Origin of the sequence: Sorangium sp. So ce295, assembly GCF_051527405.1 — a bacterium.
GTDB classification, from domain to species: domain Bacteria; phylum Myxococcota_A; class Polyangia; order Polyangiales; family Polyangiaceae; genus Sorangium; species Sorangium cellulosum_B.
The window spans coordinates 447989-473978 of sequence record NZ_CP150324.1 but is presented as its reverse complement, the minus strand read 5'-3'; the positions used below and the strand labels follow the sequence as shown (position 1 = coordinate 473978).

Here is a 25990-nt window from a genome sequence, read left to right as displayed (position 1 = left end):
TCATGTCGCGCGCCCCACAAATAGCGTCGCGGACGGCGTCCGCTCCTCGCTGCTCTCTCGTTGGATCGTCATTGGCGCTGTCGTCGGCGCGGCGCTGAACGTCGCAGAACGTCGCAAAACGCCGCTGAACGCCGCGCCCGCCGCCTGTTCCCGCCCCACGCCCATCGCCGCGTCGAGCGCATCGCACCCTGGCCCCCTCGCGGCGACAGGCCCAGTCCGGGGTGTTGACATGGACGTAAACTCAGGTTTACCGTTGGGCGACAGTTTTGTCATATCGCTCGTAGCTCACGCCTGAAGCGAGGCGCTCACTGGCACGCGGCCGGGCGGTCCGGGATGATGGCGATTCGAGGCCATGCGCTGGGGGGCTCCACCTTCGCTGTTGAAAAGGGTCCGAGTCATGAGCCGAATGGGAGGAGCGGGCCCGGAGAGTGCGAACGCCGCGTGGCCGGCGAGCGAGGAGCCCACGTCCCGCCCCGTCTCGATCGCGCCCCAGAGCAGGCCGCCCCGCTCCGCCCCGCCGGGGAGCTCGGGCGCCGGGCAGGAGACGGTGTTCCAGTGCGTCGAGCCGCCCTCGTCGCGCGTGCCGAGCAGGTTTCCCATCCGCAACTGGGATCGGTATGAGTGCGAGTCGCTCATCGGGAAAGGGGGAATGGGCACGGTCTACAAGGCCAGAGACCCGCGACTCCACAGGTACGTGGCGCTCAAGCTGATACGGGGCAACGATCCCGAGCTCGCCCAGCGCTTCATCTGGGAAGCGCGGGCCCAGGCCCGGGTCGAGCACCCGAACATCTGCAAGGTGTACGAGGTGGGCGAGGCGCAGGGCCAGCCGTTCATCGCCATGCAGTACATCGACGGCCAGCCGCTCCACCGGGTGGCGCAGCAGCTGTCCCTCGAGCAGCGGGTGAAGATCGTGGCCGACGTCGCGGACGGCCTGCACGCCGCCCACCGGCTCGGGTTGATCCACCGCGACATCAAGCCGGCGAACATCCTGGTGGAGCGGACCGCCGAGGGCGCCTTCCGCCCCTACCTCCTCGATTTCGGGCTCGCGAGGGACACCGCGGCGGACGCCCGAGCGACGGCGAGCGGCGAGGGCACGCCGGCGTACATGGCGCCCGAGCAGGTGTCCGGGGGCCAGCGCCAGCTCGACCGCCGCACGGACGTCTACTGCCTCGGCTCCACGCTCTACGAGGTCCTCGCCGGGCGCCCGCCGTTCGTCGACCCCTCGGTGACGAGCCTCATCGCCCGCGTGGCGCGCGAGCTGCCGGCGCCGGTGCGAAAGATCGACAAGCGGATCCCGGTCGATCTCGAGACCATCGTGATGAAGTGCCTCGAGAAGGAGCCCCAGCGGCGGTACGACTCCGCGAAGATGCTCGCGCTCGATCTCGAGCGCTACCTCGAGGGGGAGCCGATCGACGCGCGGCCGATGGGCATCGGCTACCGCGCCCTGAAGCGCGCCAGGAAGCACAGGCTCGCGGTCGCGGCGGCCGCCGTGGCGCTCGTCGTGCTCGCGCTCTCGGGCGCCGTCGCCCTCCGCGCGAAGCTCGCCGCCGCGCGGCAGGCCGAGCTCGCCGCGCGCGTGGCGTCCCTGGCCGAGGGCTTCGGTCAGGACGTCAAGGAGATGGAGCTGTTCATGCGCTACGCCTACGCGCTCCCCCTCCACGAGGTGTCGCGGGAGAAGGAGGTCATCCGGGCGCGCCTGGGCGAGATCGACCGGAAGATGCAGGGCATGCGCGAGACGACGGGCGATCTCGTCGAGGGCCCTGGCCGCTACGCGCTCGGGCGCGGGCACCTCGCGCTGCACGAGCCCGAGGAGGCGCTCGCGCACCTCGAGGCGGCGCTCGCGAGCGGGTATGCCACGCGCGAGGCGAAGTTCGCGGCGGGCCTCGTGCACGGCGTGCTCTACCTGAAGGGGCTCGATCGGGCGCGGCGCCTCGCCGACAAGGGGGAGCGGTCCGCGCATCAGCTCGAGCTCGAGGAGCGGCACAAGCAGCCGGCGCTCAGGTACCTGAGGGACAGCGTGAGATCGGCCGCGGAGCCGCCGTCGTACGCCGTGGCGCTCATCGCGCTCTACGAGGGGCGGTTCGACGAGGCGCTCGCCGACGCGCGGCTGGCGTTCGCGCGGTCGCCCTGGGAATACGAGGCGAAGAAGCTCGAGGGCGACGTCCTGCTCGCGAAGGGCACGGCGGCGCGCGACCTCGGGGAGCACGCGGCGGCGCTCGTCGAGTTCTGGGGCGCCGTCGCCTCGTACGAGGCCGCGGCGGAGATGGCCGAGAGCGATCCCGACGTCCACGAGGCGGCCGCGCGCGCCCTGAGCGAGATCATGCTGATCGAGGCGCAGCGCGGCGGAGACGCGGAGGAGGTCGTCGCGCAGATCATCGCCCGGTGCGACAGGGCGCTCGGGGCCAACCCGCGGGCGAGCGGCGCGCTCGCCAAGAAGGCCTGGGCGCTCGTGCACCGCGGAAGGCGCGACCTGTCGCGCGGCTCGGACCCGAGGTCGGACCTCGTCGAGGCGGTCGCGGCCAGCGAGCAAGCGGTCCAGGGCGACCCGTCGGACGCGACCGCGTACGGCGCGATGGGGGCGAGCTTCTTCCTCCTCGCGTCGCACGAGAGCGCCGTGGGGCTCGACGCGTGGCCCTCGCTCGGCCGCGCCGTCGACAGCGCGCAGCGGTCGCTCGCGCTCGACCCGAACTCCTTCTGGGCGTGGAACGACGCCGCCATCGCCTACGGCATGATGGCCGAGTACGCCGCGTCCCGCGGCGCCGATCCCCTCCCCCTCTTCGAGATCGGCGCGTCGTACGCCGAGCGGGCGATCGAGATCGCGCCGAACGACATGCCGCCGCTCCTCAACCAGGGCTGGCTCTACGCGCGGCGCGCGCAGTACGAGCTCGACCACGGAGCGTCACCCGAAGAGTCGCTCGACGTGGCCAAGGACAGCCTCGAGGCGGCCCTGCGGCGGCGCCCGGACAGCTACCGCGCCTACAACAACCTGGCCCTGACGTACCTGATCCAGGGCCGGCACGAGCGGCTCACCGGCGGGAGCCCGGAGGTCTCGCTCGCGCGGTCGATCGAGGCGTACGGCGCGGCGGCGCACCTCAACCCGGACGATCTCGAGGCGAAGCAGGGGGCGGGCCTCGCGCGCATCGAGGCGGCGCACGGGGCGCTCCTCCGGGGAGGCGATCCGACGGCCGCGCTCCGCGCGGCGAGGGGCGCGATCGAGCCCATCGTGGCCGCGAGGCCGCAGCACGCGGGGGCGCTCCTCGCGCTCGGGCACATCGAGCTGCTCTCGGCGCGGTGGGCCGCCTCGCGCGGCGGGAGCCCTGCGGCGGCGCTCGACGCCGCGGAGCGCTCGCTGCTCCGCGCCCACGAGGCGAACGGGGGCAATCCGAGGATCTTCGGCGCCCTGGCCGAGGTCCACCGGCAGCGCGCCGCCCTGACCGGGCCGGGGCTCCTCGACGTGCGCTCGGAGGTCGAGGCGGGGCTCGCGCTGATCGAGCGCACGCTGGCCATCGACCCGGGCTTCCCGCTGGCGAGCGCCAGGAAGGGCGCGCTGCTCCTCCTGCGGGCGAAGGTGGAGCGCGAGCGCGCGGCGCGCCTGGATCTGGCCCAGCGCGCCGCGGCCTTGCTCGACGAGGCGCTCCGCGGCAACCCGCTGCTCGCGCGCGAGTACGCGCCGCTCCTCGACGAGGCGCGGAAGGTCGCCGCGGCGAGCCACCCTTAGCCCTCGATCCTCGTGGCGGCGCTACCTACGTCTGGGCCGAGACAGCCTGGCCATCGCCTCGTCGTGGGCCCACTTGACGCGCATGAACTCGCGGGCGTCGCCGCCGCGATCGGGGTGCGTGAGGAGCGCGAGCCGGCGGAACGCCTGGCGGATCTCGTCCGCGCTCGCGGCCTCCGCCAGGCCGAGCACCGCGAACGGCGACGCGCCGCGCGCGGACGCCGGCCGCGACGGCGCGCGGCTCGACGGCCCAGGGGGCGGCGGCGGGGGCGCCTCCCGCCGCGCGCGCGGCTTGGGCCACGGGGGCTCGCCGCGCAGGACGCGCGTCCAGGCCGTCGCCCACGCCGGCTCGATCTCGACGAGCGGGCGCCCGGCCGCGCGCTCGGCCTGCGCCCGCGCCTCCTCGACGGTCCGCGCGCCGCCCTGGCTCGCGTCCGGAGGGCGGAACGGCTCGCGCGCGGGCTCGGCCGTCCACCAGGCGGCCCACAGGAAGCGGCGGCGGCGGGTCGGGGTCACCGCGTAGACGCCGCGGAGCGGGAGCGTCATCGGGGCCTGGCCTTCAGAAGATCTCGGGGCACCACGGGACGCGCGCGGCGCGGAACAGGCTGTCCGCGCGCTCGATGGCGCCTCCGGAGAGCGCCTCGACCTGGCCCGCGTCGGCCATGCAACGGAACGAGACGCCGCCGAGGTACGCCGAGCCGAGCGCCGTGATGTCGAGGCGGAGGTCCGGCGCCGCCGTGGTCCGCGTCGCGCGCCGCTCGCCCCCGTCGAGCTGGAACCGGCCCGCGTTCCAGGGGCAATCGCGGTCGGTGATCTCGAGCGTGAGCGCCTCGCGGCTGCCGTAGGCGCGCGCCGCGAGCGCGGCCTCGACGTCCACGATGCGCACCCACAGCCCGTCGCTCGCCGTGAGGCGCAGCCGCCGCGGCTCGACGAGGAGCATGCCGAGGGGATGATCGGGCGGCAGGAGGCTCGCCTCGATCCGCTGCGCCAGATCGATGTCGAAGAGGTACCGCCAGACGAGCCTCGTCCCGAGCGGCGAGGCGCCGATCGCCTCGATGACGCGGACCGAGCCGATCGGGATCGAGGACGCGTCAAACCGGTGGTGCACGCAGTACAGCGCGTAGGCCTCGGCGCGCCCGTCGACCTCGATCACGACGCGCTGGAGCGGGCCGCCCCCGTGGCGGATGAAGTCGTTGTCGGAGAGCCGCCGGCCCTGCCACCAGGGCTCCGAGCGCGCCAGCATCCCGGGGACGAGCGGGCGGGCGCGCTCCCAGACCGGCGCGAACGCCTCGAGCGCCTCGGCTTCCCCGAGCAGCCGCGCCCGGCCCTCCGCGCTCGCCTCCCCACGGAACGCGCTGCGATCGCGCTCGATCGAGATGGAGCACGCCTGCGACGCGAGGCCGTAGCCGAAGCGGCCGTAGATGGAGCCCTCCGTGGCCCAGAGAGCGGAGATCGGCTGCCCCGCGGCGCGCGCCTCGTCGAGGTGCCGCTGGATCAGGCGCGTGAGGATGCCGCGGCGGCGGTGCGTCGGCATGACCGCGACCATCGTGAGTCCGGCGACCGGGACGGCGCCGCCCGGCGTGGTCAGCGTGAGCGAGAACGTGCCGGCGGCCCCGACGAGCGACCCGCCGTCGTACGCGCCGAGGCCATACGTGAGCTCCGGGAGCCGCTTCGTCGCCTCCAGGCGCTCGGTGTTCACGAGCGCGCCGAAGGCGGTGAGGATGGGATGGACGAACTCGCCGTGCTGCTCGGGGGCCAGCTGCCGCAGCTCGATGGTCATCCGCCCACGATAGCAGCCGCGCCGGCGCCCTCGCGCGGCGTCCTACGCGCTCAGCTGTTCGCGCTCCCTCGCCGCCGCCCGCCGGATGCGCGTCTTCAGCCAGGCCTCGATGAGCGGCCACACCGTGAGCGGCGCGTCCCGGCCGACGACGATGTCGAGGTGGCCGCGCGGGAACTCGCGGTACGTCTTGTCCGAGGAGCGGCTGAAATCGTACGCAGGCTTCACCGACGCCGGCGGCGCGAGGTCGTCGTGCGTGCCCGCGATGACCAGGAGCGGCAGGTCGAGCTGCTCGAAGCGCTCGGCGTAGCCGAAGAGGCTCCCCATGTGGTGGCCGCTCTTCCGCGACGCCGCCGCGTCCAGGAACATGTTCCGGAGCACCGTGATGCTGCCGCTGTCCATCGCCAGCGACATGTGCTGCGTGAGCACCCGCGTCTCCATCGAGCCGGGCACGAACCCCCGGATCGGCAGCGGAAAGATCGGGCTCTCGACGAACGCCCGCACGAACCGGAACGGCTCGCCCCAGGCCGACAGCGGGAGCGCCCCCTGCCCGAGCGGGACGCGCCGGTCGACCGTCAGCATCAGCCGGCCGAGCAGCGCGAGCGACCGTGACCCGTGCGTGAACAGGTACGGGCTCCCGAGCGTGACGATCCCGCCGACCGCGTCCCCCATCGTCGGCGCCGTCGCGTAGCCGACGAGCCCCCCGAGCGAGTGGCCGATCAGGTACACGGGCCGCGGGCCCGAGATGCGCCGGATCTCCTCGATCGCCGCCGGCACGTCCTCGCGGACGAAATCGGTCACGTGGGCCGGCCGCCGCGCCCCGAGGTGCCGCGACCGACCGTGCCCCCGCAGGTCCAGGTTGAAGACGTCGAAGCCCGCGCGCGCCAGGTAGTTCGAGAAGCTCCGCGACGGCAGGTGCCAGATGTACCGGTTCTGGCCGTACCCGTGGACCAGCAGCACGCTCGCCACCGTGCTCCGGAGCCGCGCGCTCCGCTTGCGGATCATCGCCAGCGGCACGTCCCGCTCCACCGACTCCGCGTCCTCCACCCCCGGCGCGCGCGCCCCCTCAATGCCACGGCTCGCGCTCGCCGGCGGCGACTCGTGCGCGGTGCTGCGGACCCGCACCACCACGAGCTCCTTGATGAACCTGTCCCGCTCGTCGCGGTCGATCGTCTGCTCGACCTGGGCCTGATGCAGGATCATCCTTTCCGTCTATTGCGGATTATTTTGCTGTGTGCAACCTCGTTTGGTCCGCCAGCAATGCCACCGCCGTGGGGCCCTGCCGCGCCGATATCGCACGGCCGCCGACGGCGATCACGAGCAGCCGCGCTCTGGCGCGCCGTCATGGAAAAAGCTCCGCCGTGGGCGGTCCGCGGGCGTCACACGGCGCTGCGTCTCGTGTACCCTCCCCTCCGCTGGTGCCCGGTCCACCGGGGCGCGCGGAGAACCCGATGCTGGCCTCGGCGCGCCCGTTCCGTGGGCGCGGAGCCCGGCCCTGAACTTACGCATCGCTAGGTGACCTACAATGGACCACGTGAAGATGGGTCGGCAGCTCGCGGTCGGGGTGCACGCAAGGGCCGCCGCGCTCGCCGCATTGCTCGGCGCCGTGAGCTTCTCATCGAGCGCCGGCGCGCAGCCCAAGGACGACGCCGAAGGCAACCTGGACGACTCCGCCGCTGCCGAGAAGCAGGCCGCGGACGAGAAGGCGCAGGACGACAAGGCGCCTGGCGAGAAGGACAAGCCGCAGGAAGCGCCGCCCGAGGCGGCGGATGAGAACGCCCCGTTCGAGCGCGAGGGCAAGACCTATCGGTTCGCCGGGCTCCGGTTCCGGAACCTCATCGTGCCGAAGGCGATGATCAACCTCTTCGCGGACGGCGGGTCGAGCGTGAACGTGTTCACCTTCGGCCCGGAGCTCTCGACGCGCAGGGACGGGCTCGAGATCGATCTGGCGATCTCCTACGCGGACTACTCGATGGATCCCTTCCTCTTCAAGGGGAAGAACGACGGCAACGACGCCTGGGAGATGGTGTCGAGCACCATGAAGCTCGTCTACTTCACGACCGATCTCCTCTACGAGATCCCGCTCGACAAGGAGAAGGGCCGCTTCTCCCTGCTGATCGGCGGCGGCGTCGGGCTCGGCGTCGTCTTCGGCAACCTCTACCGCGCGCAGGCGTACCCGAACAACCCGTCGCGCCTCGACCCCGACGACGTGGGCTCGTGGAGCAAGTGCGCCGGCCCGACCGGCGGCTTCTGCGACGGCTCCAACGAGCATTTCGGCGACTACGACGAGCCGAGCTGGATCAACGGAGGCTCCAAGCCGTCGGTGTTCCCGTGGATCTCGTTCCCGCAGCTCAGCTTCCGGTACAAGCCGATCAAGCAGCTTCAGACGCGGCTCGACGCCGGCTTCTCCATCACAGGGTTGTTCTTCGGGCTGTCCGCGGGGTATGGCCTCTGATCGAGGGATGAGGTGACGTCGCGTCCGCTGTTTCCGCCGCGTTATGAGCCGATCGGGGCCCTCGGAAAGGGCGGTGGTGGCGAGGTGTGGGCGGTGCGCGACCGCCTCACCGGCAAGACGGTCGCGCTGAAGACGCTCGGCGAGGAGGCGGATGAGCCGGAGGTGCTCGCGCTCGTCCGCGAGGCGGCGGCGCTGTCGGGCGTCGAGGGCCTCGGCGTGCCGCGCGTGCTGCGCTTCGGCCGGCTGCCCGCGTCAGGGCGGCCCTTCATGGTGCGCGAGCTCGTCGAGGGGACGAGCCTCGCCGATCTGCTCGCGCGCAAGGGCGACCTGGCCAGGAACCTCGCGGCCATCGCCGACGCGGCCGATCAGCTGACGCGCCTGCACCGCGCTCTCCTGCTGCACGGCGACGTGAAGCCCGCGAACATCATCGTCGGCGAGGGCGGCCGCGCCACGCTCGTCGACCTCGGCCTCGCCGCGCCGTTCCGGGACGACGGCTCGCGGCCCGTGGGCCTCACGCCCCGCTACGCCGCGCCGGAGCTCTTCAAGGGCGACCCGCTCACCGTCCGCGCCGAGGTGTTCGCGCTCGGCGCGACGCTCGCCGAGGCCCTCCGCGACAGCGGGGGCGAGCGTGATCCGAAGGTCGTCGAGGCGCTCCAGGGGGTCGTCGACCGGGCGACCGCCAAGGACCCGAACGCGCGCTACCCGAGCGCGGACGAGCTCGCGAACGCGCTCCGGCGCGCGGCGCGGCTCCCCTCCGGGCCGGGAGAGGAGGCCGCGAGGCCGGGCGAGGCGGGCGCGCGGCCCGACGCGGACGCGGGCGCCGTGGTCTGGCCCATCGTCGGGCTGGACGCGCCCTCCACGCGGCTGCTCGCGCAGATCATGGCGCTGCCCGCGGGCGGCGGGCTCTCGATCGAAGGCCCGCGCGCCTCCGGGCGGAGCGCGCTGCTCCGGCGCATCGCGTGGTCGCTCGAGGTCGGCGGGTACGCCGTCGCGTGGGTCGAGGCGGCCGGCGTGGCAGACCCGCGCGAGGCGCTCTCGATCGAGCTGTCGGAGCACGATCTCGGCCGGGTGACGGCGCTCGTCGACGACGCCGATCGGCTCGGCGACGCGGCGATCGAGCGGCTCGACGAGGTGCGGAAGGCCGGCGGCAAGCTCGTGCTCGTGCTCGGGGATCCATCGGACAGCGGCGCGAACCGGGCGCCAGGCGCGCGGCGCGGCGCGCGCGGCGCGCGCGGTACGCTCACGGACGGCGCGCCTCCACCCGCGCGCCTGGGCCGCGGGTTCGAGCGCTTCGAGATGGCGCCGCTCGACGAGCAGGTCGCCCGCGAGCTCGTGCAGCGCACCATCCCGTCGCTGAGCGACGCGGTGGCGGCGCACGTCGTCTCCCGCGCGGGGCGGTGGCCCGGGCGCATCCGCGAGATCGTCGCGTGCATCGCGCGCGCGCCCGTCGCGTCGACCGAGGACGTCGATCGGCTGCTCGACGCGCCCCCGACGAGCGCGGTGGCGTCCGGGCCGGGCGGCGCGGGCGCCGAGGGGGCGGCGCTGCCGCCGGCGGAGATCCACCGGCTGCTCGACCGCGGCCACTTCGACGCGGCCGCGGAGGCGCTCGGGCGGCACGAGGGCGACGGCTCGGCCGCCGCGGTGCCCACCTTGACGCTCGCGCGCGCGCGGCTCGCCATGAACCGCGGCGACACGGCGCGGGCGCTCGCCGAGCTCGGGCGCGTGAAGGACCAGGTCGAGGCCTCGGACGATCACGCGCTGGCGGCGTTCTGGTCGCTGCAGATGGCCCGCGCGCTCGTGCGCGCCGGCGACTACGGCGAGGCGGAGCGCCGCGCGGGCGAGGCCGTGGAGCGGGTGGGCCCGCTCAAGATCGAGGCGGGGCTGACCGGCGCGTCGCGCCCCGAGCTCACGACGGCCGCCGCGTTCGGCGCCTCGCCCGAGGCGATCGTCGCCGAGGCGGTGGCGACGCGCGGGCTCGCGCAGAGCTTCGCCTCGCGGCACGAGGACGCGAAGCGCACGCTGGAGCACGCGGTCCGGCTCGCGCGGCTCACCGGAGAGCCGCGGATCCTGTCGGTCGCGCTCGTGTCGCTCGCCTTCGCGCTCCAGCGGGACGACCGCCTCAGCGAGGCGAAGGCGGTCTACGAGGAGGCGCTCACGGCCGCGGAGCAGGCCGGCGACGCGGGCACGCTCGCGACGACCCGCCTGAACCTCGCCGCGCTCACGAAGCTCCAGGGCGACCTCGGCGCGGCCATCCGCCACCTCGAGGCCGCCGTCGATCTGGGCCGGCGCTCCGGCCGCGTGGCGACGATCCGCCAGGCGCTCCTCAACCTCGCCAACCTCGACCTCTACCTCGGGCGGCTCGCGCGGGCCCGGGTGTCGCTCGACGCGCTCGCCGCCCAGCGCGCGGATCTCGCGCCGCAGCAGCAGGCGCAGCTGCTCGCGCTCGAGGCGGAGCACGCGGCGCGCTCGGGCGATCTCGAGCAGGCCGAGCGGCTCTGCCTCGAGTGCGCCGAGGCGTACGAGGCGATGGGCCGGCGCATCGACGGGGTCGAGGCGCGGCTCGAGCGCGTGCTCTTCGCGGTGGCGCGCGCCGGCGCGGATCCGCGCGCCCTCGGCGAGGAGATCGACGTGGCGTCGGAGCGCCTGGGGACGACCGGCGCCCACCGCGCCCTGCTCGCGCTCGCGCGCGGCCGCGTCGCGGCGGTCGCGCGCGACGAGTGGCGGGCCCGGGCGGCGTACGACGAGGCGCTCGACGCGGCGCGCGCCGCGGGCCAGCGCGACTGGATCTGGCGCGCGCTGGAGGCGCGGGCGCAGCTCGAGACGGAGCGGGGGCACCTCATCCGGGCGCGCCACGACCGCGAAGAGGCGCTGATCACGCTGGAGGAGATCGCCTCGAAGCTGCCGCGCGACCTCCGGGAGGTGTTCTGGAACGACGCGCGGCGCAAGGAGATCCGGGCGGCCGCAATGCTCGAGCTGATGAGCAGCCGCACGGTGCCGTTCACCCAGCAGAGCGCGGCGGCTCAGGCAGGCGCTGCGGCCCCGCAGGGCGAGGACCGGCTGGCGCGGGTCCTCGAGATCAACCGCGAGATCGCCGGCGAGCACGACCTCACGCGCCTGCTCGCGAAGGTGACCGATCATGCGATCGCGCTCCTCCAGGCGGAGCGCGGGTTCATCATCCTGCAGCGCCCGCCGCGCGACGAGCTGCAGCAGGTCGCGGGCGAAGGCGCGGTCGATCTCTCGATCCACGCCTCGCGCGATCAGGCGGGGGACGACCCGCACGCGCGCTTCTCCAGCTCGATCGCCGAGCGGGTGATCTCCACGGGCGAGCCGGTCGTGACCGCGAGCGCGCGGGACGACGCGCGCATGAGCGATTACGTCTCGGTGCACCAGCTCATGCTGCAGTCGGTCGCGTGCGTTCCGATCCGGCAGCGGAGCGGGCAGGTGATCGGCGCGCTGTACCTGGAGACCCGGCTGAGCGCGGCGGCGAAGTTCGAGGTGGAGCTCCCGACGCTGACGGCGCTGGCCGATCAGGTCGCGATCGCGATCGAGACGGCGCGCCTCGTGAGCGAGAACGAGCGCCGCGCCCGCGAGCTCGAGCGCGCGAACGAGGAGCTGCGCGCGGCGCGCGCCAAGCTGGAGGAGCTCCTCGGCCACCGCACCGCGCAGCTGGCCGCGACGCGGCGGGATCTGCGCTCGGCGCGCGCGGTGATCCGCGGCCATTTCGGCTACGAGGGTCTGGTCGGCACGAGCGAGGCGATGCGCCGCGTCTACGCGCTCATCGACCGGGTGAAGGACACGGACATCCCGATCCTGATCACGGGCGAGAGCGGGACGGGCAAGGAGGTCGTCGCGCGGACGATCCACAACGCGAGCCCGCGGGCGAAGAAGCCGTTCGTCGGCGTCAACTGCGGCGCGATCCCGGAGCACCTGCTGGAGAGCGAGCTCTTCGGGCACGTCCGCGGCGCGTTCACGGGCGCCGATCGCGACCGGAAGGGGCTCTTCCGGGAGGTGACCGGCGGCACCATCCTGCTCGACGAGATCGGGGAGATGCCGCAGAAGATGCAGGCGGGGCTGCTGCGCGTGCTGCAGGAGAAGGTCGTCCGTCCGGTCGGCGGCGCGCGTGAGGAGCCGGTGGACGCGCGGGTCATCGCGGCGACGCACCGGGATCTCGCCGACATGGTCTCGCGCGGCACGTTCCGCGAGGATCTCTACTACCGGCTGCACGTCGTCGAGGTGCGGGTGCCGTCGCTGCGCCAGCGGATCGAGGACATCCCGCTGCTCATCGACTACTTCCTCGGGATCTTCGCCGCGCGCTACGGCCGCGATCGCCGCAGCGTGTCCCGCGCCGCGCTGAAGCGGCTGTCGGCGTACACCTGGCCCGGGAACGTGCGGCAGCTCGAGAACGTGCTGCTCAACGCGTGGGTCCTGTCGGATCGCCCCGAGCTGGAGAGCGAGGACTTCGAGCTCCCCGACGCGGCGCCTCGGTCGCTGCGGGGGTCGCTCGACAGCGGCGCCACGCCCCCGCCGCGGGCGCCCGCTGGCGGCGGGGCGCCCGCGAGCGCGGGCCGGGCTCCGCCGTCGAGCGACCCACACCGCGTCGAGACGTCGCTGGACGCGCACAAGGCGAGCGAGCGGGAGCGGATCCTCGTCGCGCTCTCGAGCTGTAACTGGAACCGGGTGAAGGCGGCGCAGGTCGTGGGCCTGCCGCGCCGGACGTTCTACCGGCGCCTCAAGGAGTACGGGATCCAGTGACGCGGGGGCCGCGCTCGGGGCAGGGCGCGGCGGCGAAGCTGGCCGGCTACCTCGCCCAGAGGACCGAGAGATCGAGCTCGATGGCCTCGAAGGGCTCAACGCGGACGCATGCGGCGTCGCGGTGGACGACGGCGGGCCCCCAGCGACGATCCTGGCCGAGCACATAGACCTCGAGCGTCCGCGCGATCGGGTCGACGAGCCACGCGTGCCGCACGCCCTCGCGCGCGTAGATGGGCATCTTTTCGTCGCGGTCGACGTCCTCGGTCGACGGGCTCAAGACTTCGCAGACCCAGTCCGGGGCGAGCGCGAAATAGGCCGTCTCGGGCAGCTCGGGCATGCGCTCGCGGCGCCAGCCGGCGAGGTCGGGCACGAGCGCGTCGATCTCCCCCGGCGCGTCCGGCTCGGGGAAGTGGAGTTCGGGCTCGTCCAGGATGATCCAGCCACCCGGGCCGCCGCGCCCACGCTGGAAGGGGCCGATGAGCTCGGCTCCCAGGCCCGAGGATGTCCATGCGTGCTTCGGCGCCGGCCGGGGGAACACGTGCAGGGTGCCGCAGACGAGCTCCGCCACCTTGTTCGGTGGGACAGCTTCGAGATCGGCGTACGTCGCGCGGCGCTGCTTCTCGGCGGGCTGGCCCATGGGCGAAGCCTGCCCGGGGGCGGATGGCGCGGCAAGGCGCCGAGACGTGCGGGGTCGACCCGCCAATAACCCCTGGAAACGTCGCACTTCAGGGCGCATCATCCCAGCCACGGGATCCACGTGAGCGATCGTTCGAACCTCGCCGCCTCCATCGACGGCGCGCCCCTCGCCGACGAGGAGGCGCGCGATCTCTGGACGCGGTTCAGCCGGTACATGGATGAGCACCGCGGCGACATGGCGGGCTTCGCGCGAGAGAACGGCTACGTGAGCGTGACGCCGACCTTCGAGCGCGGGCGGGCGTTGCTCGTCGTCCGGACGACGGAGGCGCCGCCGGAGAAGCCGGCCCAGCGCCCAAGTGGAGAGAAGCCGGCCCCGCGCCCCGGTGGAGAGAAGCCAGCGCCGCGCCGCAAAGGCGGCAGCAAGCCAGCGCGCGGCAGGCGGCGGCGCTGAGCGCCCGCGGTACGGGCGCGAATCGCGAGCTGCCTCGATCCCGGCGGAGAGGCGCCCCGCTCGGCCGGAGCCTCACCGCGACTTGCCGGCCCCTCCGGGGAAGTCCTTGCGCTTGATCTTGGCGCGCCGGCCGTCGGGGTGGTGGAACACGATCCCCTCGGCGAGGTGGCCAGGGGCGAAGCGGCTCTCCAGGTGCTGGAACAGGCCGCGGAGGCCGTCATAGGTCCTCGGGACGTCATCGTAGACGGGGATCTCGAGGTTGAACGGCACGACCATGTGCCTGGCGAGCCCGAGCGGGTTGCCCTGAATGCTCGGTCCGAGCGCCTCCGCCGAATGCTCGCCGTCCGGCCAGCCCTGGAACTCCGTCCCGCGAACCGCCTCGAAGATCCACCTGTCTTCCGGGCCGTGCTCGTCGGCGTCGACGTACCAGCCGTCGATGATTCCCTGCTGCTTCTGGAGCTTGCTCGGGTTCCTGCGCTTCTCGACCCGGACCACGTGGCCCGAGCGGATGGTCAACCGCACGTTCGTACCGTCGAGCTTCTCGGTGGGACGGCCCTCGCCCGCAAAGACCCACTCGCACCCCTCCCGCGGCTTCGGGAGCACCTTGAAGTCGTCGCCGCGATCGAAAATCGTCGGAATCTTCTCCATGACCTGAATGCCCTTTCGTACCTGGCCGAGCAGCTCGTCAGGGGTGATGACGCCCCCAGCGAGCCCGCTCGCCAGCGCACGCACCAGCTCCGCGACGGAGGTGCTCGCCTCGAGCGCGACGCGCTTCAGCGCCATCCGCTCCTCCGGCGAGATCCACGCGACAAGGCGTGACCAGCCTTCGGGCGGAACCCATGTCGCGAGCTGCTGCGGATCCTTCCTCGGTCTGCCGCGCGGGCGGCCTGGCGCTGTCACGAGCTTCAAGGTAGCCCGATTTTCTATTGTGTCAATTGGCAAAACAAAAATTGGGAGCGAGGCGGGAGAGGTAGGAACAGGTAAGACGTCGAGTGCTGCCCTCGTGTCGAGCGCTGCTCTCGTGGAGATCGGGAGACAGGGCGAGCTCCGCGAAGGCGCGCGTGGAAGCGCGCCTGGGGACATCGGGGGCTCCGTGCGCGGTGACGCCCTCGCCCTGCAACAGGGCTGCTGGTCTGCCGACGCGGGTTCAGTCGGGGAGGATCCAGGTGGCCTTGGCGGTGCAGCCGTAGGCGTCGAGCGCGCCGGGGTGCGTGAGGGGGACGAGCTTGGTCTGGCCCTTCGCGAGCGGCCCGGTGACCGAGCGGGTGTAGGGCCCCGGATCGCCGTAGTAGTGCGTGACGGTGAAGGTGATCTTCGCATCTTCCGGAACGCCAAAGAGCGAGGTGTTCTTGATCGCGGCGTTCGGGTTGAAGATGCTGGGATAGGTGATCGAGCAGGAGAGGTTCACGGTCTTCGTGACCGGGCCGCCGCCGTCATCCCCGCCGGGGCCGATGATCGCCTCTGCGCCCTCGCCCACGACCTCGGCGGCGTCGCTCGCGCCCTCATCGACGCTGTCGCCCTCGAGCGGCTCGGCGATGCAGCCGACGAGCGAGGAGGAAGAGATGAGCGAGCAGAGGAGCAGGTTCTTGATGTTCATGGTGGTGTGTCCTTGGGCCTTGTGTTCGCGCTCGCGAGATCGCGTGTCGACGGCCTCTTTGCGAGCTCGAGCTCGCCTCGGCGTCCCTCGTCGCTGTCTCGCGGCGTCGCATCCGGATAGAGCAACCGGCGGGCCAGGTTGTCGGGGTGCTTCGGCCCGCCCTCGGCGCGCCCAGGATCCGCGGGGAAGACGGCCTATCTCGGGGTTTTTGCGCTCCACCGCGCCGCGCCGGCGGGCGCCCGCGCGGCGCGGTGGAGGTCAGAGCCCCCACGCCGACGGCGCGGGCCTCCACCAGGTGTCCTCTCAGGTGCTCTCTGGCCCGGAAGATGGCGGCAGGCCCAGACGCGAGCCGCGCCGCCGCGGGGGCCGGCGCTCCCCCTGAAGCCCCGCGACCGAACGCTCAGCGCCGGCGCCGTCGCGACGCCAGCGCGCCGAGCACGCCGAGGAGCATGACGCCGCCGAGATCGGCCGATCGGCCGGTCGTCGAGCAGGAGCACCCGGCATCGCCGCCAGACTCCTCATCGCCGCTCTTCGGCGTGTCGTCGGGATCGGCGCCGCCCGCGCCGCCCACCCCGCCGCTCGAGGCGACCGACGAGCTCACGGTCGCGCCCACGGTCGATCCGCCGCCGGCCGATGAGGAGGAGGTCGACACGCTGCTGCCGTCCGCTCCGCCATCGCCCCCGCTGCCGCCGGCGCCGCCGGCGCCGCTGCCGCCGCCATCGAAGCCAGCGCACTCGGTCGAGCACTCGGTCGAGCATTCCCCGCAGATGCACTCGAGGATGCTGATATACATGCCGGCGCCCTCGGCATGGTCATCCATGCATCGCTCGACGCACGCGTCGTCCTGGCACTCGTTGACACAGCCGATGAATCCCCTGCACGCGTTCGACCCACCGCACGCGTCATAGGGCGCCCTGCAGGTGTCCGCGAGCGAATCGTTGGAGCAGCTATCGCAGCTGCCGCCGCCGCCGGCGGCAGCGCTCGCGGCGCTCGCGGCCGTGGTCCCGCCGATGGGATACAGCGCGCACACGCCATCGATGTCGTCCTGCTCGATGGTGCGCATCGACGAGCCCACGACATAGTAAGGGGTCATCGTCGCGCTCCGCTCGGCGGAGTGGCCGAGGCCCAGGAAATGCCCCTCTTCGTGCGTGGCGATCGACTGCGTGTCGACACAGCCGTTGTTGCCGGTGTCGTTCCAGCAAAACCCGACGTCGTTGAAGACCATGTCGGCGTCAATGATGGCGCCGTCGAAGCTCCAGACCGGCATCGTGACGCCGATGACCGAGTTGACGTCGCCGAGCATGTTCGGCCAGGAGGAGCTGATCCACTGAAACACGTTCTTGCCGTCGTTGTAGTTGTAACGATCGGTGGTGTCGCCGAGGAGCTCGACCTGCCACGCCGTACACCCCGCGTTCGACCAGGCCTCGAACCCGGTCTCGACACGGTCGACGGCGAAGGCGGAGATCTCGCCCGGGATCGTCGAGCGGTTGATGTAGTAGGTGACGGGCAGCTTGCCCCAGCGGGGGACCACGTCATCGAGCGGCGTCCACGCGGCGGCCTCACGGGCCACGGCGAGGGACGAGACGGCGCCGAGCAGGGCGGCGAGGGCGACGCGGCGCCTCACCTCACTTCCCTCCCGCGATGCGCACGACGTCCGTCATGAGGCTCTCGATGGGCTCGACCGCCTCGACGGGCGTCTCGACGGGCACCAGCGCGGCTCCGGTCCGCCGGACGAGGTGCAGCCCATCGAGGATGCGCCGCGCCATGCCCTTCTTGTCCACGTGATAGGCCGACAGCGCCAGCGCCGTGAGGTGCCACCGCCCCTTGTCGCCCGAGCGCAGGAAGACCACGGCGTCCTCGCCGGGCGAGAGCTTGGCGTCGCCGAGCAGCCGCTGTGTCTTGCCGTTGTAGGTCCCGCCCATCTGCTCCAGCACAATCATCTTCGCCCCCCCCTTGTCCGCCGCGCCGCCCTTGAGCGGCTGGGTGATCGTGAGCTCGGTGCGGGTCACGATCGATTTTCCGTCGTCGGATTCCGCCGTGTACGATCGGCCGACGATCACCCGCGCGATGGTCGCCGACTGGCGCACGAGCTCCTCCCGCGAGAGAAGGACGGCCGTCGTCGCGTCCGCGGGCGCACCGATGCCTAGCAGAGCGAGCGCGGCGGACAGGGCGAGCACTGCTTTCAAGCCTCTCTTCATGTAGATGACTCCTTAAGACATTCTTTTCTATCCCGAAGCGCACGCGGCGGCCAGACAGGAAACAGCGCTGCAACGTGCTCGCGATGCCGTGGTGTTGCCCATCTGTCGTGACGGCGGATCATCACACCGCGGCGCGATGCCATGCCGACATGTACGGAAGCGGGCATTGGCGCCCGCGCCGTGGTGCGCCTGTATTTGTGCCGTACATGTAGACGACCCACTCCGGAGCTCTCGGGAGGAGATACCCCTTATCGGGTCATCCCGGCTCTCGGCAGCATCGGTCGGAGTCAGGGTGGTTGTCCGTCGATCCGGTCAACTCGCCATCAGCGTCATCAAAGGCTGTCCTCGCTCGCCGGGAGCGGCGCGCGGGTCCTCGGTGCGGCGCCGCGCCGCCCGCGGAGGCCCGGGGGCGCGGAGGCTCTCCCGGGCGCCCTCCGCGCGCCGGCGCGGCTCAGGGCCTCTCTCAGTCGAACCGCTTCAGGCCGTTCGGCGCCCTGGAGTCGCGCTTCGCGAACGCCTCGTCCCGGGCCACGACGCGGCCGGCGAGGACCGCCTCCGCGAGCTCGCGGTGCTCGGCGCTGGTCGCGCGATCGGCCCGCGCGAGCGCCTGCTCCGCCGCGGCGCGCGCCTCGGCCGCGCGGCCCGCGAGCGCGTGCGTCCGGGCGATCTCGGCGAGGGTCGCCGAGAGCTCCGCGGCGTTTCCCGACACGTCCAGGAGCCGCTTCGCGCCGAGGTAGAGCGACAGCGCCCCGGCGAGATCCCCCTGGATGCGCGCCAGATCGCCCCGCGCCCGCAGCACGCCGGCCTGACCCGCGCCGTCCTCGAGCACCTCGAACAGGGCGAGCGCCTGCTCGTAGTCCGAGAGCGCCTCCTCCAGATCCGACGCGTCGGCCGCCGCGACGCCCACGAGCTCGGCCACCAGCTCGAACTGCTTGCGGCGGAGATCGCCCCGCACCTTGAGCGTCGCGGCCTGCCCGCGGCGCTCGAAGCCCGTGCGGAACAGGGCGAGCGCCCGGTCGTAGTCGCGCACCGCGTCCACGAGGTCCTCCTGCACGGAGCGCAGATCGCCCCGCGCCTTGAGCACCGCGGCCTGGCCCAGGACCTCGCGCGTCGCCGTGAACAGCTCGAGCCCCTGGTCGTAATCCTTCTCGGCGCCCGCCAGATCCCCCTGCCGCACCCGGAGATCGCCCCGCGCCTTGAGCACGCCGGCCTGCCCGAGGTGGTCCTCGGTCGCCTGGTAGAGCGTGAGCGCCCAGTCGTAGTCGCGCGCGGCGCCCGTCACGTTGTCCTGGGCGAACCGCATGTCGCCCCGCGCCTTCAGCACGCTGGCCTGCCCGCTCCGATCCCCCGTGTCCTGGAAGAGCGCGAGCGCCGTGCTGTAGTCGCGCGCCGCTCCCGCCAGGTTGCGGAGCCGGACCCGCAGATCGCCGCGCGCCTTGAGCGCCCGCCCGTGCGCGGCGCCGTGAGGGCGGGCGCGAGGCGGCTCCGAGGGGCCCGGGGCGTCGGCGTCGCCGGCCGCCCCGCGCGACCCGGCCCGGGGCTTGAGCGGCTCGCGATCGCCGAGCTGCAGGAAGAGGTGGATCGCCAGATCGTAGTCGCACACAGCGCCGCCGAGATCGCCCTCCTCGGCGCGCGCGAAGCCCCGCGCCCGCAGCGCGTCGCCCTCCGCCGCGCGATCGCCCGCGGCCTGGAACAGCGCGAGCGCCTCGTCGTAGTCGCGCACCGCCTGCACCGGGACGCCCTCCCGCAAGCGCAGCGCGCCCCGATCCATGAACACCTGGGCCTGCCCGAGCGCGTCGCCCGTCGCCCGGAACATCGCGAGCGCCTCGTCGTAATCGCGCGCGGCGCCCGCGTAGTCGTTCCGCCGGAGGAGCAGGTTGCCGCGCTCCCGCAGCGCGTGGCCGCGCGCCTCCGGCGGGGTGCTGTTGAGGCTCGGAGGCGCCGCGCTCGAACGGGGCCCCCGCACCACCCCCTCGCCGAGCACCTCGGCCAGCGATCCGCTCCTCGGCGTGCAGCGATCCGTCACGCTGTCGAACGAGCGCTGCGTGGGAGGATCGCCGTCCACTCCCCTCAGCTCGGACTGGACTTCGGGAAGGCGACGCATGCCAGGCGGAACATCATACCGCGCCGGCACCCCCCTCGTGGAGACATTGCGCGGTCAGCGCGGCGGCAGTGCTTGATCTCCCCCCGCCTTCTTCCCCCCCGCCTTCTTCCCCCCCGCCTTCTTCCCCCCCGCCTTCCTCCCCCCCGCCTCCCTCCGCCGCCGCCTCCGCCGCCCAGGTCGCGCGCGGCGGCGCGCCGACGGCTGGGGCCGCTGCCTTCGCGCACGTTGGCCCGCTCACGCAATCGGACGCGGGGCCGTGGGCTTCGCCCCGCACACCCCGGCCGTGAAACGCCGCAGGCGGTCGATCCTCAGAGGCCCTTGCGCGAGACAAGCACCGCGTCCCGCTCGACCTCGTACATCGCGTGGGTCACGAGCGCCGCAGCCGTGCGCTCGCGCACATGCACGACCCGCAGCTCGGCGTAGGTCTCGTCCGGCAGCAGCTCCTCGTCGACGCCGAACTTCGGCTCGTCGACCTGCGCCGGACGCTCGTCCTGCACCCGCGGCCGGACCGTGGCCAGCTTGCCGGCGCCGCTGATCTGCTGCAGCCAGCGGTCGCCCCGCCGGACCGCGAAGAAGCGCTGCCCCGGCTTCACGCCGTCCTTCTCGCCCTTGTCGATGAACACCACCTGGTGCTGCCCGACGAGCTGGTAGGGGTAGACGGCCGCGAGGATCTTCGCCTCGAGATCCGCCTCGGCGCCCACCGGCGGCACCACGTCGAGGCGCCGCAACACCGCGCCGACCCTGTCCGTGCGCTCGACAACGTCGAGCGACTCGATGAGCCGCGCGCGCACCATGTGCGTCTTCGGGTTGTAGCGATCCACGCGCGCCGTGCCGCGCACCGTCACGAGCTCGCCCTTCACGTCCCCGCTCTTCACCTTCTTGATCTCGCGGAAGATCGTCAGCTCCTGGCCGATCGAGACGTCGTGATCGTCCGAGAGGCGGAGGTAGACGTCGTCGCCCTCGCTGAGGAGCATCTGGTCGTCGGGGCTCGCGACGAGCTCCCCCCACGTGTCCTTCTTCACGTCGTCGACCCAGCCGAGCTCGCGCAGGAAGATCGTCTTCGACGGCACGCGCCCCCCTCGCCCCAGCTGGTTCGCGCCGAACCCGATGCTGCCGCGGGTCGGGCCCTCGCTCGGGTCGCGGAGCCGGATCCGGTCGCCCGGGTAGATCCAGTGCGGGTTCTGGAGCTGCGGGTTCAGCGCCCAGACCTGCGGCCACGCATAGGGGTTCGTGTAGTACCTGCCCGAGATGTCCCAGAGCGTGTCGCCGCGCCGCACCGAGTGCGACTCGGGCACGAACTGCCCCTCGACGACGTAGCTGCCGTTCGCGCCGCCCTTCACCGAGGCGGCGCCCTCGCTCCGGCGGCCCAGATCGAAGCCGTCCGACGGGCGGGACGTGTCCGTCGTGCCCCGCGAGCTCGAGGGCAGGTGGGCGTTCGGATCGAACCCCGGCTGCGGATAACCCGGCACCACGACCTGCGTCTCGACGGTCGGCTCGCCCCTCGGGAGCTGGACCACGGTGACGCCCGGCGCCTGGCCGGCGCCCTCCTCGCCGCCCTGCTGGTCCTGAGCGCGCGCCAGCGGCGGCGCGGCGACGATCGCCAGGGAGACCAGGACCAGCGTTGCCTTCGCGGGGAACATCATCGCTTGCGCCTCGACAGGGTGGAGGGGGGCTGGCTCGACGGCGGCGACCCGCCCGGGGGCTCTTCGATCACGGCGCCGTTCGCGGTCGAGCGGAGCACCGGCGGCCGCGCGCCGTCGTCCTCCGGCGCGAGCCGCACCACCTCGAGGTCGGGCCTGTCCGGCTCCTCCGGGGGCACCGCGCGCGCCCCGGCCTCGTCAGGGCGCGCCGCGCTGCGGGCGCCGCCCCGCGAGCGCTCCAGCGAGCCCACACGATCCGCGAGCACCGCGTTCTCCGCGCGCACCCTGACGAGCTCCGCGCGCAGCTCGGAGAGCTGTCGTTCGACCGCGTCGTGCCCTCCGCCGCAACCGACGTTGAGCGCGGCGAGCGCGAGCGCCGTCGAGCCGATGCCCAGGCCAATCCTCATGGGACGCCCAGCCTACCCGCCGCCGCGCCGGCCGGCCAAACGCGCGGCGATCTCCGCGCCCAGCGACAGGACGCCGCGCGCCCCGACGGGGCGACACGCCGCGCGCGCCGCGCTGGAACAACCGCACGCGACCGGAGGTGCGCGGCGCGACGTCACGCGTTACGGAGCGCGCGCAGTTCTGCTAGGGTCCCAGCCCGAGATCTGGGTGCGAGGGGTGAACGTGCGGAAACTCTTCCTGATTTTCCTTGTCGCGACGGCGTGCGCCGGCGCCGGCTGCGGTGACGACGGCCCCGGGCCCGCGGCGACGGAGTGCTTCGACTACAGCAAGTTCGACGGCACCACGCCCGAGGTGAGCTTCGCGGGCGAGGTCCTCCCCATCTTCCAGCGGTCCTGCGCGTTCAGCTCGACGTGCCACGGCGCCGAGGCCGGCTCGGCCGGGTTCGCGTACCTCGGCCCGCCGCTGATCGAGCAGGCCACGCAGGCGCAGATCGACGCGATCGTGGCCCAGAACGTCGGCGCCGCGTCGAGGGCGCCCTCCGGGATGGCGCGGATCACGGCCGGCGACCCCGCGAACAGCTTCCTCATGCACAAGCTCGACGACACCCTGAGCTGCGGGGACCTCGAGTGCGCCCCCGACGGCTGCGGGGCCCCGATGCCCTCTGGCGGCGACCCCCTGCCCTCCGCGGAGCGTGACGTCATCCGCAGGTGGATCCAGCAAGGGGCCAAGGTCAATTGATCGGCCGGCTCTCCGGCCACGTCGTGGAAGAAGGCGACGAGGGCACGGTCGTCCTCGACGTCAGCGGGGTCGGCTACGAGGTGACCGTCCCGCTCGGGGCGCTGGGGCGCGCGCGCGGCATCGCCGCGAACGCGAAGGCCGGCTCGGACGCGATCACCCTGTTCGTCCACACCCACGTGCGCGAGGACGCGCTCCTCCTGTACGGCTTCGCGACGCGCGAGGACCGGGCGGCCTTCCGCGTGCTCATCGGCATCTCCAGCATCGGCCCGAAGATCGCGATGGCCATCCTCAGCGCGCTCGGCGCGGGGGAGCTCGCCGCGGTGATCACCCGCCGGGAGACCGCGCGCCTCACCGCCATCCCCGGCGTCGGCAAGAAGACCGCCGAGCGGCTCGTCCTCGAGCTGAAGGACAAGCTCGTCCACCTCCCCGCGGCCCCGCTCTCCCCCGCGGCCCCCCCGCCCGCGGCCACCGGCGCCAAGCAGGACCTCCTGCACAGCGCGCTCACCCGCATGGGCTACCGCCCTGCCGAGGCCGAGCGCGCCGTCACCGCCCTCGGCGCGCGCGTCGACAGCGCCCCGCTCGGCGACCTCGTGCGCGATGCGCTCGCGCTCCTCTCCAAGTGACCCACGCCGCCGGCGGCCGGCAAAACGCGATCGCCCGCGCCCGGAAAAACGCGGCCGCCCGCGCCCGGCGAGCCGCGATTTGCCCGGCAGAATCGCCCCGGCGAACGGGCGGGCGGCGGCGCGGGACCCCCGCTCGAGGGGGCGGAGGAGCGACAGACAGTCGACAGAGGGCCGCCGCGGCGAATATGCTCCCGCCGCCGTTCGCCCTGGGACCCAGTCCGGTCGCTCGTTGTGAGGAGGCGTGGTGATCACCTGCCCGAAGTGCTCCAAAGAAAATCAGGACCATTACAAGTTCTGTCTCGGCTGCGGCGCCGAGCTGCCTCGCGACGTTTCGCCCAAGAAGTTCGCGGCAGGCACCCCGCCCCACGGCGTGCCGGCAGCGACGCGGGCGAAGGATTACGGCGATGAGCCGACCGCCATCGGCACCGGCGCCCAGAAGGGCCCCGCGGTCGCGCCCCCGCCGCCCGCGCTCGTCGATCCCGCGGCGTTCATCGCCCCGGCCCGCGGGGAGGACACCGGCGCCAGCAAGAAGGCCGCGTCCGCGACGCCGGCGGCGGCGGCCGGCGCAGGGACGGTCGTCTGTCCCCAGTGCCAGGAGCCCAACCCGCCGTCGAACAAGTTCTGCGCGCTGTGCGGCTTCAAGCTCGTCAAGCCGGCGGGCCAGGCCGCGCAGCCCTCCACGCCGATCGTCTCCACGTCGGGCGCCGCGAACGTCGTGCTGACGGCGCTCCGGGCCGACGGCACCGAGGCCGGCTCGTACACGCTGCCCACGAACCCCACGCTCATCGGGCGCGACTCGGGCACGATCTTCGGCGGCGACAGCTACCTCTCGCCGCGCCACGCGACGTTCTCGATCAAGGGCGGGCGGCTCTTCGTCAAGGACGAGGGCTCGCTGAACGGCGTCTACCGCAGGCTGCGCAGGGACACGCCGGTGCAGCTCGACAACGGCGACGTCTTCCGCATCGGCCAGGAGATCGTCCGCGTCGAGCCGCTCTCCCCGGCGCCCACGACCCCCGACGGCGTCGAGCGGCTCGGCAGCCCCTCGAAGGGCTACGTCGCGCGGCTCGCCCTCATCATCGGCAGGGACGCGACCGGCAACGCGTTCCCGGTCCCCGACACCGGCCTGCACCTCGGGCGCGAGCGCGGCGACATCCTCTTCCCCGAGGACGGCTACGTCTCCGGGCTCCACTGCCAGATCTCGCTCCAGGGCGGCCGGCTGTTCCTCACGGACCTCGGCAGCTCGAACGGCACCTTCCTCCGCGTCCTCGGCGAGACCGAGATCACGGGCGGCGACATCCTGCTCATGGGTCAGCAACTGTTCCGCATCAACGTCTGAGCGCGCGCCAGCGGCGCCTTGAGGGCGGCGACCGTCCCGCTCGCACAACCCGACGCCCCATCGTACGCTCAGCAGCCCTGAGGCACTCGCCATGGAAATGGTCCGCACCATCCGCGTGGTCGCCGCCGTGATTGAACAGGACGGCCGGTACCTGATCACCCAGCGCCGGCCGACCGCCGTGCTCCCGATGCTCTGGGAGTTCCCCGGGGGGCGCGTGGAGGAGACCGAGACGGACGCGGCCGCGCTGAAGCGCGAGGTCCGCCACCGGCTCGGCGTCGAGATCGAGGTGGGCCAGCTGATCTCGTTCGTGAGCCACCCCTACGAGCGCTACGTCGTCGATCTGTACCTCTACGAGTGCCACATCAGGAGCGGCGAGCTCGCCTCGCTGGCCGTGAACGCGTTCCGGTGGGTCACGAGCGCCGAGTTCGATCGCTACCCGTTCACGCCGGCGGACGAGGCCAGCATGAACAAGCTCCTCGGCATGACCTGACGCGCCCGCGCGCCCTTACAGCCGCGGCGAGCGCCGCAGCAGCACGAGGAACAACGGCCCGCCGAGCACCGCGGTCACCGCGCCCACCGGCGGCTCCGTGCCGAGCCACCGGAACAGGAGCCGCGCGACGAGGTCGCACGTGACGAGCAGGACCGCGCCGGCCACGAGCGACAGCGGCAGGAGCCGCCGGTGATCCGCGCCGCAGAGCCGGCGGACCGCGTGCGGGACGATCAGCCCGACGAAGCCGATGAGGCCCGTGCGGCTGACGATCGCGCCGACGACGCACGAGGACGCGAGGAAGACCCGGCGCTCGACGGCGCGGACGTCGACGCCCAGGGTCCCGGCCGACTCGTCGCCGAGCGAGAGGAGGTTCAGCCGCGCGGCGTCGGCGAGGAGCACGGCGCAGCCGGCGGCGACGTAGACGGCGACGCCGAGGAGGGCCGAGGTCGTGGGCAGCTCGACGAAGCCGATGAGCCACCGGAGCAGCTGCTGGGCGCGCGAGGGAGAGACGAGCGTCTTGAGGAAGGAGATGAGGCCCGCGGCGATGGAGTTCACGATGACGCCGGCGAGGAGCATCGAGGCGCCGGAGGTGCCCTCGGCCGCGCCGCGCGCGATGGCGTAGACGAGCAGCGTCGCGACGAGGCCGCCGGCGAGCGCCGCCGCGGGCAGGAGGGTGGCGCCGAGGACGGTCGTCGCGCCGACGCCGAGCGCGATCGCGACCGCGGCGCCGAGCGCGGAGCCGCCGGAGACGCCCAGCACGTACGGCTCGGCGAGCGGGTTCCTGAGCAGCGCCTGGAACGCGGCGCCCACGGCCGCGAGGCCGGCGCCGGAGACGGCCGCGAGGAGCACGCGCGGCAAGCGCACGTCGATGAGGAGGGTCCGGTCGAGGCCGGGCTCGGCGACGGCGCGCGCGATCGAGACGGGCTCGGCGCCGAGGAGGACGGCGAGGACGAGCGAGAGCACGAGCGCCGCGGGCGCGGCGGCGAGGACGAGCGCGCGGCGGGGGCCCCGGCCGGACGCCGGCGGCGCCGGGAGGGAGGGCACGCTCGCTCGGCGCGGGGCGGGACCGGACA

The 25990-nt window shown here is 73.3% G+C and carries 20 protein-coding genes; 8 read left to right on the top strand and 12 right to left on the bottom strand.

The annotated features are described in order from the left end of the window. Positions 1-397 precede the first annotated feature (397 nt). Positions 398-3718, top strand: coding sequence for a protein kinase domain-containing protein (locus WMF11_RS01815; protein WP_437976216.1), 3321 nt, complete (start codon positions 398-400; stop codon positions 3716-3718). A 21-nt stretch (positions 3719-3739) separates the two neighbouring features. On the opposite strand, the gene WMF11_RS01810 is transcribed toward WMF11_RS01815, so the two are convergent. From WMF11_RS01810 to WMF11_RS01800, 3 genes are read right to left on the bottom strand one after another with little or no spacing between them, the layout of a single operon-like run. After that, the gene (locus tag WMF11_RS01810; RefSeq protein ID WP_437906720.1) at positions 3740-4261 is read right to left on the bottom strand and encodes a J domain-containing protein; all 522 of its coding nucleotides are present in this window, start codon (positions 4259-4261) and stop codon (positions 3740-3742) included. 13 nt (positions 4262-4274) lie between these two features. Next, positions 4275-5495, bottom strand: coding sequence for a GNAT family N-acetyltransferase (locus tag WMF11_RS01805; protein ID WP_437976215.1), 1221 nt, complete (start codon positions 5493-5495; stop codon positions 4275-4277). Positions 5496-5537: 42 nt separating this feature from the next. After that, positions 5538-6695, bottom strand: a complete 1158-nt coding sequence (locus tag WMF11_RS01800) for an alpha/beta fold hydrolase (RefSeq protein ID WP_437715245.1) — start codon at positions 6693-6695, stop codon at positions 5538-5540. A 322-nt stretch (positions 6696-7017) separates the two neighbouring features. Here WMF11_RS01800 and WMF11_RS01795 point away from each other — a divergent pair, with 322 nt between their 5' ends. Both WMF11_RS01795 and WMF11_RS01790 read left to right on the top strand, forming a co-directional pair. After that, the gene (locus tag WMF11_RS01795) at positions 7018-7947 is read left to right on the top strand and encodes a hypothetical protein (protein WP_437548939.1); all 930 of its coding nucleotides are present in this window, start codon (positions 7018-7020) and stop codon (positions 7945-7947) included. Between the two features lie 12 nt (positions 7948-7959). Further along, entirely contained in the window at positions 7960-12699 is a 4740-nt protein-coding gene (locus WMF11_RS01790) for a sigma 54-interacting transcriptional regulator (protein ID WP_437976214.1), read from the top strand. Between the two features lie 46 nt (positions 12700-12745). Here WMF11_RS01790 and WMF11_RS01785 read toward each other — a convergent pair whose 3' ends face one another. After that, positions 12746-13336: a Uma2 family endonuclease gene (locus tag WMF11_RS01785; RefSeq protein ID WP_437976213.1), complete on the bottom strand. Its 591-nt coding sequence runs from the start codon at positions 13334-13336 to the stop codon at positions 12746-12748. Between the two features lie 120 nt (positions 13337-13456). Here WMF11_RS01785 and WMF11_RS01780 point away from each other — a divergent pair, with 120 nt between their 5' ends. After that, positions 13457-13786, top strand: a complete 330-nt coding sequence (locus WMF11_RS01780) for a hypothetical protein (RefSeq protein WP_437976212.1) — start codon at positions 13457-13459, stop codon at positions 13784-13786. 72 nt (positions 13787-13858) lie between these two features. Here the strand turns inward: WMF11_RS01780 and WMF11_RS01775 are convergent, their stop codons facing one another. The 7 genes from WMF11_RS01775 to WMF11_RS01745 form a co-directional block, all read right to left on the bottom strand. Next, complete coding sequence (locus WMF11_RS01775) at positions 13859-14569, bottom strand: RNA ligase family protein (protein WP_012232939.1); 711 nt, start codon at positions 14567-14569, stop codon at positions 13859-13861. A 364-nt stretch (positions 14570-14933) separates the two neighbouring features. Next, entirely contained in the window at positions 14934-15383 is a 450-nt protein-coding gene (locus WMF11_RS01770) for a hypothetical protein (protein WP_437548928.1), read from the bottom strand. Between the two features lie 400 nt (positions 15384-15783). Next, entirely contained in the window at positions 15784-17007 is a 1224-nt protein-coding gene (locus WMF11_RS01765; protein WP_437976211.1) for a matrixin family metalloprotease, read from the bottom strand. Position 17008: 1 nt separating this feature from the next. After that, entirely contained in the window at positions 17009-17581 is a 573-nt protein-coding gene (locus WMF11_RS01760) for a hypothetical protein (protein ID WP_437976210.1), read from the bottom strand. A 463-nt stretch (positions 17582-18044) separates the two neighbouring features. Further along, entirely contained in the window at positions 18045-19685 is a 1641-nt protein-coding gene (locus WMF11_RS01755; RefSeq protein ID WP_437906704.1) for a tetratricopeptide repeat protein, read from the bottom strand. A gap of 308 nt (positions 19686-19993) precedes the next feature. Then, a complete protein-coding gene (locus WMF11_RS01750) occupies positions 19994-21328 on the bottom strand; it encodes a LysM peptidoglycan-binding domain-containing protein (RefSeq protein WP_437906702.1) in 1335 nt (444 codons plus the stop codon). Further along, on the bottom strand, positions 21325-21732 hold the full coding sequence (locus WMF11_RS01745; protein ID WP_437548918.1) for a hypothetical protein: 408 nt from the start codon (positions 21730-21732) through the stop codon (positions 21325-21327). The genes WMF11_RS01750 and WMF11_RS01745 overlap by 4 nt, the downstream gene beginning before the upstream one ends. A 220-nt stretch (positions 21733-21952) precedes the next feature. On the opposite strand from WMF11_RS01745, the gene WMF11_RS01740 reads away from it, so the two are divergent. From WMF11_RS01740 to WMF11_RS01725, 4 genes are all read left to right on the top strand, one after another. Then, complete coding sequence (locus WMF11_RS01740) at positions 21953-22468, top strand: hypothetical protein (RefSeq protein ID WP_437976209.1); 516 nt, start codon at positions 21953-21955, stop codon at positions 22466-22468. After that, a complete protein-coding gene (gene ruvA, locus WMF11_RS01735) occupies positions 22438-23091 on the top strand; it encodes a Holliday junction branch migration protein RuvA (protein WP_437548914.1) in 654 nt (217 codons plus the stop codon). The genes WMF11_RS01740 and ruvA overlap by 31 nt, the downstream gene beginning before the upstream one ends. Positions 23092-23335: 244 nt before the next feature. Continuing rightward, on the top strand, positions 23336-24427 hold the full coding sequence (locus tag WMF11_RS01730; RefSeq protein ID WP_437906694.1) for an FHA domain-containing protein: 1092 nt from the start codon (positions 23336-23338) through the stop codon (positions 24425-24427). Between the two features lie 91 nt (positions 24428-24518). Further along, entirely contained in the window at positions 24519-24917 is a 399-nt protein-coding gene (locus tag WMF11_RS01725) for a (deoxy)nucleoside triphosphate pyrophosphohydrolase (RefSeq protein WP_437548910.1), read from the top strand. Between the two features lie 15 nt (positions 24918-24932). Here WMF11_RS01725 and WMF11_RS01720 read toward each other — a convergent pair whose 3' ends face one another. Further along, positions 24933-25961, bottom strand: coding sequence for a FecCD family ABC transporter permease (locus WMF11_RS01720; RefSeq protein ID WP_437976208.1), 1029 nt, complete (start codon positions 25959-25961; stop codon positions 24933-24935). Between the last annotated feature and the right edge of the window lie 29 nt (positions 25962-25990).

Coding starts and splice junctions, on each gene's coding strand:
- WMF11_RS01745 (WP_437548918.1), bottom strand. CDS start 21,732: ATGAGGATTGGCCTGGGCATCGGCTCGACGGCGCTCGCGCTCGCCGCG.
- WMF11_RS01770 (WP_437548928.1), bottom strand. CDS start 15,383: ATGAACATCAAGAACCTGCTCCTCTGCTCGCTCATCTCTTCCTCCTCG.
- WMF11_RS01805 (WP_437976215.1), bottom strand. CDS start 5,495: ATGACCATCGAGCTGCGGCAGCTGGCCCCCGAGCAGCACGGCGAGTTC.
- WMF11_RS01795 (WP_437548939.1), top strand. CDS start 7,018: ATGGACCACGTGAAGATGGGTCGGCAGCTCGCGGTCGGGGTGCACGCA.
- WMF11_RS01725 (WP_437548910.1), top strand. CDS start 24,519: ATGGAAATGGTCCGCACCATCCGCGTGGTCGCCGCCGTGATTGAACAG.
- WMF11_RS01800 (WP_437715245.1), bottom strand. CDS start 6,695: ATGATCCTGCATCAGGCCCAGGTCGAGCAGACGATCGACCGCGACGAG.
- WMF11_RS01810 (WP_437906720.1), bottom strand. CDS start 4,261: ATGACGCTCCCGCTCCGCGGCGTCTACGCGGTGACCCCGACCCGCCGC.
- WMF11_RS01815 (WP_437976216.1), top strand. CDS start 398: ATGAGCCGAATGGGAGGAGCGGGCCCGGAGAGTGCGAACGCCGCGTGG.
- WMF11_RS01750 (WP_437906702.1), bottom strand. CDS start 21,328: ATGATGTTCCCCGCGAAGGCAACGCTGGTCCTGGTCTCCCTGGCGATC.
- WMF11_RS01755 (WP_437906704.1), bottom strand. CDS start 19,685: ATGCGTCGCCTTCCCGAAGTCCAGTCCGAGCTGAGGGGAGTGGACGGC.
- WMF11_RS01760 (WP_437976210.1), bottom strand. CDS start 17,581: ATGAAGAGAGGCTTGAAAGCAGTGCTCGCCCTGTCCGCCGCGCTCGCT.
- WMF11_RS01775 (WP_012232939.1), bottom strand. CDS start 14,569: ATGGCGCTGAAGCGCGTCGCGCTCGAGGCGAGCACCTCCGTCGCGGAG.
- WMF11_RS01785 (WP_437976213.1), bottom strand. CDS start 13,336: ATGGGCCAGCCCGCCGAGAAGCAGCGCCGCGCGACGTACGCCGATCTC.